The organism is Rhodoferax sp. (assembly GCF_030646845.1).
Taxonomy (GTDB): Bacteria; Pseudomonadota; Gammaproteobacteria; order Burkholderiales; family Burkholderiaceae_C; genus Rhodoferax.
Window position 1 is genome coordinate 82,151 of record NZ_JAUSLE010000063.1, and the last position, 15,570, is coordinate 97,720.

The following is a 15,570-nucleotide window of genomic DNA, read 5'->3' on the forward strand; positions in this document are numbered from 1 at the left end:
CGCACTCCTGTGTTCGGTGTCAATTGGCATGAGTTGGTCCCTTGTCGTTTTGTGTATGGGCGGTAATGGCCTCGACCACCCGCTCCATCTTCATGAATCGCGAACCTTTGACCAGCACGCTGCCCACCCGGGGCAGCTCCGCCAGCACGGCCGTCTGCATTGACTGAATATCACCAAAATGGCGACCTTCGCCAAAACTGGTCGCAGCAGAGGCAGAGAGATCGCCCAAGGTGAACAACGCATCGATGCCGAGACGACTCGCGAGCGCCCCGGCCTCGGCGTGGAACTTGGGACCTTGGTCGCCCACCTCACCCATGTCGCCCAGCACCAGCAATCGCGGACCCGGCAACGCCGCCAGCACCTCAATGGCGGCCTGCACCGAGTCGGGATTGGCGTTGTAGGTGTCGTCCACCAGCGTAATGGAGCGTCCGTCCTGCTGGACCACGAGCGCACGGGAGCGTCCCTTCACCGGCTCGAATGCGGCCAGGCCACGCGCAATCACGTCCAGTGGAACGCCCGCTGCCAATGTGCAGGCGACCGCCGCAAGGGAATTCTTGACGTTGTGCACACCGGCAATGTGCAGCGTATAGCTCAACGGACCGGCCGGCGTGGCCACTGTCACTTGCCAGGCATCGCCCGACCACAGTGCCGCCGTGCACCGGACGTCGGCCGCGCTGTCCACATCGTCGGAGACGCAAAACCGAAGGACCGCTCTTTGTCCGGCCTTCGCCGACCAAACGCCGCTGTAATAGTCATCACTTGGGAACACCGCCACACCATCGCCCGGCAACGCAGCGATGACAGCGCCGTTTTCCTGCGCGACCGCCTCGACGGTGGCCATGAATTCAAGATGCTCTCGCTGCGCGTTATTGACCAGTGCCACAGTGGGTTGTGCGATGGCGGCCAGGGTTGCGATCTCACCCGGATGGTTCATCCCCAACTCGACCACGGCCACCTCGTGGTGCCTGCGCAGACGCAGCACGGTCAGGGGTACGCCGATGTCATTGTTGAGGTTGCCCAGCGTAGCCAGATAGGCCTGCGGCTTGAAGGTACGCAGGATGGCGGCGATCATCTGTGTCACCGTGGTCTTGCCATTGCTGCCTGTCACCGCAATCAGGGGCAGCTTGAACTGCGCACGCCAGCCCGTCGCCAGCGCCGCCAGCGCCAGTTTGGCGTCCGTCACCACCAAGCCGGGCAAACCTGCGGCGCGCAAGCGGCTGTCGGCATCACCCTGGTCTGTCTCTTGACAGATGGCCGCCACGGCACCCCGGGTCTTGGCCTCGGCCAGAAAGTCATTGGCATCGAAGCGCTCGCCCCGCAGCGCCACAAACAAGTCGCCCGCCTCAATCGTGCGGGTATCGGTGTGCACGCGTCGAAACGCGACTGCCCCACCGCCCACACCATTTTCCAGCAGGCGCGCGTGCGGAAGCCATCGCCTGGTCTGCTCCAGCGTCATCATGTCAGGCATGGGGATGCTCCGGTATGGCAAGGGGCGCAACCCAGGCAGCCAAGGCGCGGCGCACATGCTCCAGATCGGAAAAAGGCAAACGCTGGCCCGCCACCTCCTGATAGTCCTCGTGACCTTTGCCGGCAATCAGCAAAACATCGTTCGCCGAAGCTCCGCTTAATGCCTGCGCAATTGCCAGCCCGCGATCAGGCTGGACGGTGACAGGCGGATGGCCTGCCAGGCCCAGCAAAATCTGGCTGATGATCACATCCACCTTTTCACTGCGCGGGTTGTCACTGGTCACCACCACCCGGTCTGCGTACCGGGCGGCCATGGCACCCATGAGGGGCCGCTTGGCCATGTCACGGTCGCCGCCACAGCCAAAAACACACCATAGTTGCCCACCTCGCTGATCAGCCAGCGATCGCAGCGCCACCAGTGCCTTGCCCAAGGCGTCCGGCGTGTGGGCATAGTCCACTGCGACCAGCGGCTGCCCCGGGGCGCCCAGACACTCCATGCGGCCGGGCACGGGGGTCAGGTCACCACACGACGCGATGACGGCCGCGAGCGGCACACCCATCGAACGGATAGCCGCCATCACACCCAGCAGATTGGAGACGTTGTAGGTCCCGATCAGCTGGGTCTGCAACAGATGGCGCTGCGCTCCCTCGACCACCGCGAAACGCAGGCCCAGCGCGTCATAGCTGATGTCTTGTGCCTGCAGTCGTGCCGGGCCGGCGCAAGAGACCGTCCAGACATCGGGCAGCCGGCCATCCAGATCGGCAGCCAGTGCCGCGCCCTGGACATCGTCAATATTGACCACGGCAGACTGCAGACCCGGCCACTGAAACAGCCGCGCCTTGGTTTGCCAGTAAGCCTCCATCGTTCCGTGGTAGTCCAGATGGTCCTGGGTCAAATTGGTGAAAATCGCGGTCCGGATATGGGTGCCGCTCAGGCGATGTTCCTCGATGCCGATCGAGGAGGCTTCAATCGCGCAGGCCTGTACGCCCGCGTCCAAAAAGCGTCTGAAAGTATGCTGCAGCAACACCGGATCGGGCGTGGTCAGGCCGGTCGCCACGATCTCGGCCACCACATCTTCCACCCCATCCGCCACGACCTCAGCCGCAGCGTTGAGACGCCCTGGCGCTGGCGGCCGGCCAATGCCCAAAGTACCCACCAGGCCGCATGGAACAGGCGCCACCTGCTTCAAATTTGATAGCGCCTGGGCCAACCACCAGGCGGTGGCGGACTTGCCGTTGGTGCCGGTTACCGCCAGCACGTCCAGGTGTTCTGTGGGTTGCCCAAAATATGCCGCGGCGATCGGGCCGCTGGCCACCTTGAGGTGGCGGTAGGCGGCGATGCTGTCATCCGTGAAAGCGTACTGTTCCGCACCGGCCACTTCCACGAGGCAGGCTTTTGCGCCACTGGCCAGCGCACCGGCCACATGCTGGCGGGCATCCGTGGCCGCACCCGGCCAGGCGATAAATCCGTCCCCGGGTCGCACCTTGCGGCTGTCGGTATGAATCGTGCCGGTCACGCGGCTGCGCAGCCAGTTGGCGGCATCGGCAGGCGTACGAAACTCAAGCATCAGAAGCTCTCCTCTTCCGCCTGTGCCACGATCTGCGGTATGACCGTCATATCCGGCTGAACGCCCATCATGCGCAGAGTCTGCTGCACCACTTCGCTGAACACGGGCGCAGCGACGGCGCCGCCATAATACTGACCCGCGCTGGGCTCATCAATCATCACTGCCACGATGATGCGCGGCTTCTCGATCGGTGCCATGCCGACAAACCAACCGCGGTATTTGCGGTTTTTGGCAGTTCCATAGCCCTTGCCGATCTGTTTGTAGGCCGTACCGGATTTGCCACCCACCGAATAGCCAATGGTTTGTGCCTTCTGCCCCGTCCCACCCGGACCCGCCGCCATTTGCAGCATCTTGCGCACCTGGCCGGCGGTGCGCACCGACAAGACCCGCACGCCCACGGCCGGCTCACTGCTCTTGAGCATCGTGGCCGGAATGATCTGACCGTCGTTCGAAAACACGGTGTAAGAACGAGCCATCTGGAACAGCGAGGCCGACAGGCCGTAGCCATACGACATGGTGGCCTGCTCGATTGGCCGCCATGTCTTGTATGGGCGTAGCCGACCCGACACCGCGCCCGGGAAACTGATCTGCGGTTTTTGCCCAAAACCCGCTTGCGAAAAGAGTTCCCACATTTCACGGGGCTGCATCTGCATGGCAAGCTTGGCCGTGCCGATGTTGCTGGATTTTTGAATGATTCCCTCCACCGTCAGCACGCCATTCGGATGCGAATCCGAAATTGTGGAGCCGGTGATGGTGTACTTGCCTGCGCCCGTGTCGACCAGGGATTGGGGCGTGACGCGTCCGGTCTCCAGGCCCAGCCCCACCGTGAACGGCTTCATCACGGACCCGGGCTCAAAGGTGTCTGTCAGGGCCCGGTTGCGCAATTGCTCGCCGCTAAGGTTCTGCCGTTTCGCTGGCGCATAGCTGGGATAGTTGGCCAGCGCCAACACTTCGCCGGTGATCGCGTCGAGCACGACCACGCTGCCGGCCCGCGCCTTGTTGACGGTCACCGCATCGCGCAATTTTTGATAGGCAAAAAACTGCACTTTGCTGTCAATGCTGAGCTGCAAATCCCGACCGTCGACAGGCGCAGTCTGCTCGCCCACATCTTCCACCACACGACCCAGCCGGTCCTTGATCACGCGGCGGGAGCCATTGCGCCCGCCGAGATCCTTGTTGAAAGCGAGCTCAACACCCTCCTGGCCGTGATCTTCCACGTTGGTGAAGCCCACCACATGCGCGGCAGCCTCGCCCTCCGGGTACTGACGCTTGTACTCCTTGCGCTGGTAGATCCCCTTGATCCCCAGCGCATTGATCTCCTGTGCGACCGACTCTTCAACCTGCCGCTTGAGCCAGACAAAAGTCTTGTCTTCGTCCTCCAGACGTCTGTTGAGTTCAGCCATCGGCATCTCCAGGAGCCGGGCCAGCTTTTGCAGCCGGGGCTTGTCCCGCTCGACATCTTCCGGAATGGCCCAGATACTGGGCGCCGGTACGCTGGACGCGAGGATCAAGCCGTTGCGGTCCAGGATACGGCCGCGATTGGCCGGCAGCTCAAGCGTTCGCGCGAAACGCACTTGACCCTGCTTCTGAAAGAACTCATTGGCAATCACCTGGATGTACACCGCGCGTGCGGCCAGACCGACAAACCCGAGGGCAATGGCCGCGACAATGAACTTGCTTCGCCAGACCGGCGTCCTGCTCGCAAGCAACGGACTGGAGGTGTATGCGACGCTGCGACTCATTGGATTTGCCCCACCGCGCCAGGGCCACCCCTAGCCGCAGCTGCATCGCCAGAACCCGCAGCAGCGGATGGCTCGGCGTTATAGGTCACATAGTGAGTGATGGCAGGCGTCGCTGCGCGCATCTGCAATTTTTCCCTGGCCAGGCGCTCCACACGCGACGGTGTGGCCTGCGCCCGCTTCTCCACCTGCAGTCGCTCATTGTCTGCCTCAATCCGCCGCGCTTCCGAGCGGGCCTTGTCGAGATCGGAGAACAATCGGCGTGACTCGTACTGCACGCTCACCAGGTACAAAGCACTGGCCAGCACGGCCAGCAACAAGACAAGGTTCAGCCTGATCATGCCGTCGTTCTCTGCGCCACGCGCATGATCGCACTGCGCGAGCGGGGATTGGAGGCCACCTCGGCTGCCCTGGGCTTGATCCGGTCCAGCGCCTTGAGATGCATGATCCTGGGCGCGGCAAAAGGCGCGCGCCGGTCGTACTCATCGCGCGAATGCCTGGCGATGAACTGCTTGACGATGCGGTCTTCCAGTGAATGGAAACTGATTACCACCAGCCGCCCTCCCGGTTGCAGCACATCGAGACTGGCCTCTAACGCCTGTTGCAGCTCTTCAAGCTCGGCGTTGATGAAAATCCGAAAAGCCTGAAATGTGCGCGTTGCAGGGTTCTGGCCCTGCTCGCGGGTTTTGACCGTGTCAGCCACGAGCTGGGCCAGCTCGGTGGTGGTTGAAATTGGGCCCCGCTCCTGTCGGCGAGCAACAATCGCCTTTGCAATGGCGCCAGCAAACCGTTCTTCACCATAGTCACGTATCACCTCCGCAATTTGATTCGTTTCGGCAGTGGCCAGCCATTGCGCCACACTCTCCCCGCGCGTGGTGTCCATGCGCATGTCCAGCGGGCCCTCGAACCTGAAGCTGAAACCTCGTACCGGGTTGTCGATTTGCGGCGAGCTGATGCCCAGGTCGAGCAACACGCCGGCCACACTCGCCCGGGGCAGTTCGCCCAGATGCGAGAAACCCTGGTGCCGAATGGAAAAGCGCGGATCCTGAATGGTGGCGGCTTCGATCAACGCATCGGGATCTTTGTCGAAGGCGATCAGCCGCCCCTGCGGAGCCAGCCTGGAGAGAATCAGGCGTGCGTGGCCGCCCCGACCAAATGTGGCGTCCACATAGGTATGCGTAGCCGCGCTGAGATCGCCTGGCTCGGTATCCGGATTGTTGAAAAGGGCGTCTACTGCTTCGTTCAACAAGACGGTGGTGTGTTTCCATGAGGTGTCCACCGCCGGCCTTCAGAAAGAAAAGTCCTTGAAGACGTCGGGCATGTCACCCTGCATCGCCTTGGCTTCCTGGGCGTCATAAGTCGCCTTGTCCCACAGCTCGAAATGGTTGCCCATGCCCAGCAGCATGGTGTCTTTCGCTATTCCTGCGGCCTCGCGCAATTCGGGTGAGACCAGCACGCGCCCTGTGCCATCCATCTCGACATCCATGGCATTGCCCAAAAAAATCCGTTTCCACCATTGGGCCGACATCGGCAGGGCTGCAATGCGCTCGCGGAATTTCTCCCACTCGGGACGCGGGAAAACCATCAGACAGCCGTGGGGATGCTTGGTGATGGTGAGCTGGCCGCAGGCGGTTGCATTCAGTACGTCACGATGCCGGGTTGGCACAGACAGCCGACCTTTGGTATCCAGACTTAATGATGAAGCCCCTTGAAACACGACAGTGCGCCCTCTTTTTGTAACCATGCAAGAAATTGGAAGTGCAAAGGCACTTTTCACCACTTAATTGCACTTTTTTGCACTGTATCAGTAAAAACGATCTTCGCAAGCGGGCTTACAACAATTTTTTCCAATGAAATCAAGGACTTAGAGGCGACTTCGCAAGCGTCAGAGCACCAAAACCCGTTCTAAATTAAGCACTTAGCGCGGGTTGTGAAAGTGATGCTTGAATGCGCACATCTTTCGGCGCACGGATCTTTACAGAATGTAACGGGACAGATCCTCATCCCGGCTGAGCTCACCGAGTCGTGCATCGACATAGGCGGCATCGATCTGAATGGTCTGGCCACCGAGCTGGGCGGCATCAAAACTCACCTCATCAAGCAGGCGCTCCATCACCGTTGACAGGCGCCGCGCGCCAATGTTCTCGGTGCGCTCGTTCACGTCGAATGCGATGTGCGCCAGCCGTGTAATGCCAGCGTCCTGAAACTCGATCGTGACGTTTTCAGTGGCCAGCAACGCCTGGTATTGCTTGACCAGCGAGGCATGGGTTTGCGTCAGGATCGCGACAAAATCCTGCACTGACAAAGACTGCAATTCCACACGAATGGGGAAACGGCCCTGCAACTCAGGGATCAGGTCGCTGGGCTTACTCAGATGGAAAGCGCCCGAGGCAATGAACAGGATGTGATCGGTCTTGACCATGCCGTATTTGGTGGACACGGTCGTGCCCTCGACCAGCGGCAGCAAATCGCGCTGTACACCCTGGCGCGATACCTCGGCACCGCTGCCCTCGGAGCGCGAGGTGACTTTGTCGATCTCGTCGATGAACACAATGCCGTTTTGCTCCAGCATGTGCAATGCCTGTGTCTTGATCTCTTCTTCATTGACCAGTTTGGCCGCCTCTTCATCGATCAGCAACTTCAAGGCTTCCGATATCTTGAGCTTGCGCGTCTGGCGCTTGGGGCTTCCCATCTGCCCAAACATGCCACGCAACTGCTCGGTCATCTCTTCCATGCCAGCCGGGCCCATGATCTCGAGTTGCGGTGCAGACTGCGCCACGTCAATCTCGATTTCCCGGTCCGCCAACTGGCCTTCCCGCAGTTTCTTGCGAAAAGACTGGCGCGCCGTACTCTCAGTCTCCGCATTTTGCACGGCACCCAAATCGCCTCGCGGCGGCGGAATCAGGATGTCCAGCACACGCTCCTCGGCAGCGTCTTCGGCGCGCGTGCGCACTTTCTTCATCTCGGCCACCCGCGTTTGCTTGACTGCGATATCGGCCAGATCACGGATGATGGCATCCACATCCTTGCCAACGTAGCCGACTTCGGTGAACTTCGTGGCCTCGACCTTGATGAAAGGCGCATCCGCGAGCCGTGCCAATCGCCGGGCAATTTCAGTCTTGCCCACACCCGTGGGGCCGATCATCAGGATGTTCTTGGGCGTTATTTCTGCGCGCAGGCCGGGCTCCACCTGCTGGCGGCGCCAGCGATTGCGCAAGGCAATGGCCACGGCGCGCTTCGCCTGGTGTTGGCCAACGATGTGCTTGTCAAGCTCGACAACGATTTCCTGCGGGGTCATAGAGGACATAATTTCAATTGAGAGCAGCGCTTTTTGTGATGCAATGGCGGTCGATCCCGCCACGCCTCATAACGTTTCAATGGTGTGGTTCATGTTGGTATAGATGCACAGCTCACCGGCGATCTCCAACGACTTCTTGACGATATCGTGCGCCGACATCTCGGTGTGGTGCAGCAAGGCAATGGCCGAAGCCTGGGCATAGGCGCCACCCGAGCCGATTGTGACGATGCCGTTTTCAGGCTCCAGCACATCACCGTTGCCGGTGATGATGAGCGAGGCCTCGCTGTCCGCCACCGCCAGCATGGCCTCCAGGCGGCGCAATACCCGGTCAGTTCGCCAATCCTTGGTGAGTTCGATCGCTGCTCTGACCAGATGCCCCTGATGCTTTTCGAGCTTGGCTTCGAAGCGCTCGAACAGAGTGAAGGCGTCGGCCGTGGCGCCGGCAAAACCAGCCAGCACCTTGCCGTGGTAAAGCTTGCGCACTTTGCGGGCAGTGCCTTTCACAACAATGTTGCCAAGAGTGACCTGCCCATCGCCACCAATGGCCACTTGCATGCCCTCAGGCGTCTTGCGTCGCACACTGATGATGGTCGTACCGTGAAATTGTTCCATGTCGTTAGTAGATCAGGTCATCCAGCTTGAAAACAAGCCTGGAATGGGGCGCGGCCCGCTAATAAATTCGGATCAACTGGTACGCAGGACGATCCGTGCGTGCTCGTTGATGCCGATCACACTGAAGAACACGGCCACCAGACGCGGTACATCGCGAAACTGCACATGGCAACCCTCGGACTCGCGCACAGCCACCCAGTTCAGGATGCTTCCCGCCGCCGAAAAATCGACACGAATCAGCCGGGAACAAGAAATAACGAGGCGATCAGCCCCCTTCAATCCGGCCTGCAGTTTGTCCAGTGCCTCTGCCGCATCACCCAGGACTTCACCAGTCAACTCCACCATGACAGCGGGCAAGGTGTCCAGCCCCATTGGCGCGGTGAGCGCCTGACTCAAGTCGCCCAGCGGGCCAGGCGCCACATCGCCCGACAGGGCTTGGGCAACTTCAAGGGACCTCGTTGGATCCACATGTTCGTGGACAAAACCACACTGGGCGTCGGCCCAGGGGGGGGGCGACACTTCGTAGATCACGCAATAATCCAGCGCCGCCAATTCAAACTCATCCTGCAGACGCATGATCCGCAAGGCGTCGAGGCGAAGTCGCCACCAGAATGAATCAACCCGTTTGTCACCCGCTGGGGTGCACGACCTCAAGGTCTTCTCAAGAACGTCGGCCCCGGCAAAATGAAGTTGCACGAGCTGCCTGCACCATCCGGCAAACAAGTCCGCCAACGCCCTCGCCGCATCAGGCGCGATGCTGTCCAGCCGGCTCCAGTTCAGGTGCCAGGGCGCTGCAGCACGCGACAAGCTGGCCTGCAAGGCTTGCACTGCCTGAAGGTCAAGCACTGCAGGACATTCCCAAGCGGCCTGGCGTCTTTGCGCCGGCGCAGCGCCCTGATCCCGAGTTGATGCCGCCGACCTGCGCCCCAGCAAATCGGGGGTTGAGAACCACGCCGGTGCCGAGCGCCCGAAGCGTTCAGCGTAATCGAGGGCGACCCGATCGAAACTCGCCTGCTGCCCGGTCGCACGATACAGGTCGAACAAGGCGGCGGCCCAGCCGTCGGCCGAATCTGGATGGACGTTGTGCGCATGCAGCGCAGCCAGAAGACCGGCCTCAGCACCCGCATCATCGCCATTGGCGAAACGGATGGCCGCCTCTTCCAGTTCGGCGTCGGCCAGGTTATCGCCCAACTCGACCGTCAATATTTTGGATGTCGAAAATTCACTGATCCCAGCGTCAAAATTCCTGCTTCCCTGGTTCTTGAATGACATCATCTGCGGCGGAGCACCCGACAGCCCGGAGTCGGCCGGCGCGGCCAGACCCATTTGGGTGGATTCGTAATCAGCCCCTGGTCCCGAGTCGAAAGCCGGGTCCAACTCGGATGCTTGGGTAGACGCAAAGATACTGGTTCTTTCTCTCGGTGCGACGCTCATCGATGCACTGTCATCAGCCATCCCGGACGAACTGGCTGCTACGGGAAAGTTGCCCCCCTGAACCGACACTCCGTCCTGCTTGCCCTTCCACCACTGCCTGGACATCTGTGCTTCAATTTCATCGATCTTCTTGAGCGTCATGGCCCGCTCATCCTGGTTGGAGGCGATGCTGCTCTGAAAGAAAGACGGACGGCCCGCAACGTCGGGGCTGAGCGACGGTCCGTTGCGACGCAATTTGCGCAGATGGTCAAATTCGCGCCGACGCACAAAGTCGTTTTGCCGCTTGCGCTCAATCATCTCCTTGAGCGCCAATTTGCTATAGCCGCTTTCCTGTTCTGGCTCCGGCGTGTCCAGCTCCGACCAGTCTTTCGTCGGGTTACGGACGAACCTGGCCATCTTGGACAGCAAACCGGAGTTAATGTCTTTGGTTGCCATGAGACGCAGACGCAGTGGAGGTGATCGAGGACCGTCTGACGTCAATCGCCAAACATCTTCTGTTTGAGTTCGCGCCGCTGCTGGGCTTCAAGAGACAAATTCGCCGTTGGGCGGGCGAGCAAACGTCCGACTCCGATCGGCTCACCCGTTTCATCGCAATAGCCGTAATCGCCCGCGTCTATGCGAACGATCGACTGCTCGATTTTCTTCAGCAGTTTGCGCTCCCGGTCCCGGGTACGCAACTCAAGTGCGTGCTCTTCCTCGATGGTGGCCCGATCGGCAGGGTCTGGCACCACGACCGTGTCTTCACGCAGATGCTCCGTCGTCTCGCCCGCGTTGCTCAGGATCTCCTGCTTCAGCAACGACAGCTTGCGGCGAAAAAACGCCATCTGGGTATCGTTCATGTACTCATCGTCTGGCATCGCAATCAATTCCGCATCCGTCAATTGCTCAACCGGCTTTGTCTTCCAGTTGTTGGCAAGTTTGGGATCCTTCTTGATGGCCGAAGCAAGGGGAGGAACGATCAACGGGGACGACGCGGTCTGCATGAAACTGGCTTTGGCAGCAGTGGATGCCACCGACTGTGCCATGGAGGGAACCGTCAATTGCGCCAGCCGTGAGGAAGGGCGCCCTGCTCGGGCGGGTCCTGATGCGACCGCGACTGGCGCTGCCGCCACCGGCTGGGCAGATACGGCCGCCTTCGCCATGGTACCGGGCGTCACGGAATGAGTTACTTTGGCTTTAGGCGCCACCACCTCGGGTTTACCGGCTTTCGCGATCATCGTTTTCACTGAATCCTTTACTTTCACTGTTGCTTTGGCTGTCGGCTTGACCGCTTTGACCGTCGGCTTGACTGCCTTGACTGGGGCCGCCTTGACGGTGGCCTTGGCTACGGGTTTGACTTCCTTGCCCCGAACCGGGGCCTTCACCACGGCCTTGGCCGGTGCGGCCTTCTTGACCGACGCTTTAACCACGGCCCTTGCCGCTGATTTGGGAGCCGCCTTCGCCACGGGTTTGGCTTTTTTCTCAGCCGGTTTCGATTTGGCCTTGGCCACCGGCTTGACAACGGCTTTGACGGCAGGCTTGGCCTTGACGACCGCCTTGACCGCTTTGGACGCCGCTTTGGCTTTACCGGGTTGAGCTTTCACTTCTTGCCTCCTCGCAGAATTTGCCTGCGCATGTGTCTCGCTGGCCGACGCGTCCCTGCTGGATGGAGCGCGGTCCGACGCCTTTGAGCTTATACCCTCATTGCGAGCTTTTGAAGGCTTGCTTTGCGCTATTTCACTGGCGCGCGAGTTTACAGGTTTACCCACAGCGAAACCCATCAGTTGCAAAATCGAGACAATCATTTGGCTTCCAGCCTATAAATATAGTTTCAGACTAAACAAGGCTTTGTTCCATACCCTGCAAGAAGATGTCCTTCGGCAGGTCAATGCCGATGAAGACCATTTTGCTGGACCGCTGCTCACCTTCCGCCCAGGCCGGCCCGAGATCACTTCCCATCAACTGGTGCACGCCCTGGAAGATCACCTTGCGGTCAGTGCCTTTCATGTGAAGCACACCTTTGTAACGCAACATCCGCGGGCCATAGATATTGACAATAGCGCCCAGGAAGTCCTCCAGCTTGGCGGGGTCAAAGGCGCGATCCGATTTGAAGACGAAACTCTTGACATCGTCGTCATGGTGATGGTGATGGCCGCCGCCTGCGCTGTGAGACGGATGATCGCAATGCTCGCCAGGCGCATGATCGTGGTGCTCGTGCCCTTCGTGGGCCTGCTCCTCCTCCCTGAGAAAATCAGGATCAATATCAAGCTTCGCATTGAGATTGAACCCGCGCAGGTCAAACACCTCGTTCAAGGCGACTTCACCAAAATGCACCGCTTTTTGCGGCGCACGCGGGTTCATGTGTTTCAGGCGATGCATCAGCGCCTCCACCTCATCGCCCGGCACCAAGTCGGTCTTGCTGATGAATATCTGGTCAGCAAAGCCAACCTGACGGCGCGCTTCCTGGCGTTCATTCAATTGCGTCGCGGCATGTTTGGCGTCCACCAGCGTCAGGATCGAGTCCAGCAGGTAGCTTTCCGCAATTTCATCGTCCATGAAAAAGGTCTGGGCCACCGGACCGGGGTCGGCCAGGCCGGTGGTCTCGATCACGACCCGGTCAAAGTCGAGCTCACCCTTGCGTTTTTTCTCCGCCAGGTCGCGCAGCGTGGCACGCAGGTCCTCGCGGATGGTGCAGCAAATACAGCCATTGCTCATCTGGATGATCTGCTCCTGGGTGTCTGACACCAGGATGTCGCTGTCGATATTTTCTTCGCCAAACTCGTTTTCGATCACGGCGATTTTCTGGCCGTGCGCTTCTTCAAGCACCCGTTTGAGGAGTGTTGTCTTGCCTGAGCCCAGAAAGCCCGTCAGGATGGTTGCAGGAATGAGACTCATCGTTTTTTTCAATGGGTTGACGTCAGAAGCAGGGGAGTGTAGCGGTCAATTGCTTTGGGGTTATTTGCGCAAGACCACCAGGCCCTTGAGGTATTCCCCTTCCGGGAAATTGATCGTCATCGGGTGATCCGGCGCGCCACCCATGCGCTCGGAGATATAGCCGTCCACCTGGGCGTCGATGCCGGCCGAGGCCACGATTTTGTGAAACAGGTCGGCGCTGATGCCGCCCGAGCAGGAATAGGTGAACAGCACGCCCCCCGGTGCCAGTATCTTGAAGGCCAGGCGGTTAATGTCTTTGTAGGCACGCGCCGCCCGCTCGGCATGCGCCACAGTGGGCGCAAACTTCGGTGGGTCCAGAACGATGGCATCAAAGGTCCTGCCCTCAGCGCCAAACTGGCGCAAGGAAGCATTCACATCCGCATCCATGAACGTGGCACAACTCGCCTCAAAACCGTTCAGGGCCACATTGGCTGCGGCCTTTTCAAGGGCCGGGCCGGAGGAATCAATCGAGGTGACGTGGGTCGCACCACCCGTCAACGCGGCCACTGTGAAGCCCCCGGTGTAGCAATAGCAGTTGAGAACGCGCTCGAACTTCAGCCGGCGGCTGTAGTCGGCGAATTTCCTGCGGCTGTCACGCTGGTCGAGGTAAAACCCGGTCTTGTGCCCGGTGGCGATGTTGACGGCCAGGCGCCAGTCATGCTCGCGCAAGACGAGATCCACCGGACCTTCACCGCGCAGCCAGCCACTGACCTCGGGCAAACCCTCCAGCGCCCGGCCACTGGCGTCCGAGCGCTCATACAGCTTGGTCAGGCCCGTGGCATCAAGCAGGGCGTCCGCCAGCACCTCTTTCCAGCGTTCGGCGCCACTGGAGAGAAACTGCGCCACCAGCGTCTCGCCATAGCGGTCCACGATCAGGCCCGGCAAGCCGTCAGACTCGCCGTGCACCAGCCGCATGCTGTCGCTTTGTATGTCAAATCGAGCTCTAGCCCTCACGGAACTTGCGACAGCAGCTATTAAAAACGTAGCATCTACGCGTTGCGACTCGTCGAAACTCCAGACCCGAGCCCGAATTTTGGATGCGGGACTGTAGGCGGCCCAAGCCAGGAAGTTACCGTCAGAGGACTCCACCCGCACGGTTTCGCCCGCATCCGCCGCGCCCTTGGCAATGGCAGACTCAAAAATCCAGGGGTGGCGGCGCAAGAGCGAACGCTCTTTGCCAGCTCTCAATCGAATCGTTTTCATGGGCCAATTGTGAGGCTTTTGCACTCACGCCCGGACCGGGGCTCAGCGTGCCATCAATAGGTGACGGCCATCGCCGGTACGTCGACCCGAATCATGGGCTTGGCGAGCGCCGCATGGACGGCCCTGACGTAATCGGCCGCCCATTTTTCGTCCTCGAACAAAGCGGCGCCTGCGGCCTGTGTCACCAGCAGCACTTTGTCTGCTGTCAATACCTTGCCGCTGGCACGCAGCGGTTCGCAGTCAAGTTCGGTGAACTGGGTGTCAAGCCAGGCGCGGGCAACGTCGGGCGGCATCGGTGGCGCCTCTCCCACATTGAAGTGGAATTCAACCCCTTTATCCAGAAAAACAAGTATTTGACTGCGCATGAATAGCCTTTCTTTCGATAAGCATCAGTGTGCCTTATTTCTGACCGGCGACCTTGATTCTGGCTCGGGGGTGCGCGGCATCGTAAGCCTTGGCCAGGTGCTGAAAATCCAGCCGCGTGTAAACCTGCGTCGTGGTGATGTTGGCGTGGCCCAGCAACTCCTGCACCGCACGCAAATCGCTGCTGGATTGCAGCAGGTGACTGGCAAACGAATGGCGCAACATGTGGGGGTGCACGGGCGTGGTCAGCCCCGCTTGCAGGCTGCGCCGCTTCAGGCGCTGCCAGATGGACTGGGCCGTCAGGCGTGTGCCGTTGCGCCCGATAAAAAGTGCCATCTGCTCCGCTTGGCCCCCCGCCGAGTCACGCAACGCGAGCCAGCGCTGCAAGGCCTCCACCGCCTTGCGGCCCACCGGCACGGTGCGCCGCTTGCCGCCCTTGCCCAGCACATGGGCCTCCGCGCCCTGCACATCGACCCAGCCGCGTGCAGTGGCGCTGGCCATGGCGTCCAGCCCGGTCAATTCGCCGACGCGCAAGCCACTGCCGTAGAGCAGTTCGACGATGGCCGCGTCGCGCGCCTCCAGCCACGGCTCGTTGTCCTCACTGGCGAAACTGGCCAGCTGCACGGAGTCGTCCACACTCAGGGCTTTCGGCAGGGGCTTGCCCGCCTTGGGCGCCCGCACATCCTGCACCGGGTTGCTGGCCACCATTCCTTCGCGGCCCAGCCAGGCGTAAAAACCACGCCAGCCTGACAGAATCAGCGCAATGCCACGGCCGCTGCGCCCGCCACCACCATGCATCTGTGCGACCCAGCGGCGGATGTGGGTGTTCTGGACCTGGTCGAGTTCGACCTTCGCCTGCTCCGCGTAGCCGCACAATTTCTGGAGATCAAGGGTGTACAGCTCAACCGTACGCTGGGCCAGCCGCTTCTCGACACGTACGTGCTCAAGGTAACGCTGGACCAGATCCTCCACC

The 15,570-nt window shown here is 60.6% G+C and carries 14 protein-coding genes; all 14 read right to left on the reverse strand.

The features are described 5' to 3' along the window. Positions 1 to 19: 19 nt before the first annotated feature. The 14 genes from murF to Q7T10_RS15475 all read right to left on the reverse strand — a co-directional run bounded on the left by murF (position 20) and on the right by Q7T10_RS15475 (position 15,569). On the reverse strand, positions 20 to 1,459 hold the full coding sequence (gene murF, locus Q7T10_RS15410) for a UDP-N-acetylmuramoyl-tripeptide--D-alanyl-D-alanine ligase (protein ID WP_304750249.1): 1,440 nt from the start codon (positions 1,457 to 1,459) through the stop codon (positions 20 to 22). 1 nt (position 1,460) lies between these two features. Next, a complete protein-coding gene (locus Q7T10_RS15415) occupies positions 1,461 to 3,035 on the reverse strand; it encodes a Mur ligase family protein (RefSeq protein ID WP_304749978.1) in 1,575 nt (524 codons plus the stop codon). Then, positions 3,035 to 4,777: a penicillin-binding protein 2 gene (locus tag Q7T10_RS15420; RefSeq protein ID WP_304749981.1), complete on the reverse strand. Its 1,743-nt coding sequence runs from the start codon at positions 4,775 to 4,777 to the stop codon at positions 3,035 to 3,037. Before Q7T10_RS15420 ends, Q7T10_RS15415 begins: the two co-directional genes overlap by 1 nt. Next, positions 4,774 to 5,115: a cell division protein FtsL gene (ftsL, locus tag Q7T10_RS15425; protein ID WP_304749984.1), complete on the reverse strand. Its 342-nt coding sequence runs from the start codon at positions 5,113 to 5,115 to the stop codon at positions 4,774 to 4,776. Before ftsL ends, Q7T10_RS15420 begins: the two co-directional genes overlap by 4 nt. Further along, positions 5,112 to 6,053 carry a 16S rRNA (cytosine(1402)-N(4))-methyltransferase RsmH gene (gene rsmH / locus Q7T10_RS15430; RefSeq protein WP_304749987.1) on the reverse strand — a complete coding sequence of 314 codons (942 nt, stop codon included), beginning with the start codon at positions 6,051 to 6,053 and terminating at the stop codon, positions 5,112 to 5,114. Before rsmH ends, ftsL begins: the two co-directional genes overlap by 4 nt. 9 nt (positions 6,054 to 6,062) lie before the next feature. Beyond that, positions 6,063 to 6,491 carry a division/cell wall cluster transcriptional repressor MraZ gene (mraZ, locus tag Q7T10_RS15435; protein ID WP_304750251.1) on the reverse strand — a complete coding sequence of 143 codons (429 nt, stop codon included), beginning with the start codon at positions 6,489 to 6,491 and terminating at the stop codon, positions 6,063 to 6,065. A gap of 258 nt (positions 6,492 to 6,749) precedes the next feature. Further along, entirely contained in the window at positions 6,750 to 8,081 is a 1,332-nt protein-coding gene (gene hslU, locus Q7T10_RS15440; RefSeq protein ID WP_304749990.1) for an ATP-dependent protease ATPase subunit HslU, read from the reverse strand. A 57-nt stretch (positions 8,082 to 8,138) separates the two neighbouring features. Further along, positions 8,139 to 8,684: an ATP-dependent protease subunit HslV gene (gene hslV / locus Q7T10_RS15445; RefSeq protein ID WP_304749993.1), complete on the reverse strand. Its 546-nt coding sequence runs from the start codon at positions 8,682 to 8,684 to the stop codon at positions 8,139 to 8,141. A 72-nt stretch (positions 8,685 to 8,756) separates the two neighbouring features. After that, on the reverse strand, positions 8,757 to 10,553 hold the full coding sequence (locus tag Q7T10_RS15450; protein WP_304749996.1) for an STAS domain-containing protein: 1,797 nt from the start codon (positions 10,551 to 10,553) through the stop codon (positions 8,757 to 8,759). Positions 10,554 to 10,594: 41 nt separating this feature from the next. After that, the gene (gene dksA / locus Q7T10_RS15455; RefSeq protein ID WP_304749999.1) at positions 10,595 to 11,701 is read right to left on the reverse strand and encodes an RNA polymerase-binding protein DksA; all 1,107 of its coding nucleotides are present in this window, start codon (positions 11,699 to 11,701) and stop codon (positions 10,595 to 10,597) included. Positions 11,702 to 11,933: 232 nt separating this feature from the next. Beyond that, a complete protein-coding gene (locus tag Q7T10_RS15460) occupies positions 11,934 to 12,992 on the reverse strand; it encodes a GTP-binding protein (protein ID WP_304750002.1) in 1,059 nt (352 codons plus the stop codon). Positions 12,993 to 13,052: 60 nt separating this feature from the next. Next, positions 13,053 to 14,234: a class I SAM-dependent rRNA methyltransferase gene (locus Q7T10_RS15465; RefSeq protein WP_304750004.1), complete on the reverse strand. Its 1,182-nt coding sequence runs from the start codon at positions 14,232 to 14,234 to the stop codon at positions 13,053 to 13,055. A gap of 53 nt (positions 14,235 to 14,287) precedes the next feature. After that, positions 14,288 to 14,599, reverse strand: a complete 312-nt coding sequence (locus tag Q7T10_RS15470) for a hypothetical protein (protein WP_304750006.1) — start codon at positions 14,597 to 14,599, stop codon at positions 14,288 to 14,290. Between the two features lie 34 nt (positions 14,600 to 14,633). Next, positions 14,634 to 15,569: a tyrosine recombinase XerC gene (locus Q7T10_RS15475; RefSeq protein ID WP_304750008.1), complete on the reverse strand. Its 936-nt coding sequence runs from the start codon at positions 15,567 to 15,569 to the stop codon at positions 14,634 to 14,636. Position 15,570: the final 1 nt, after the last annotated feature.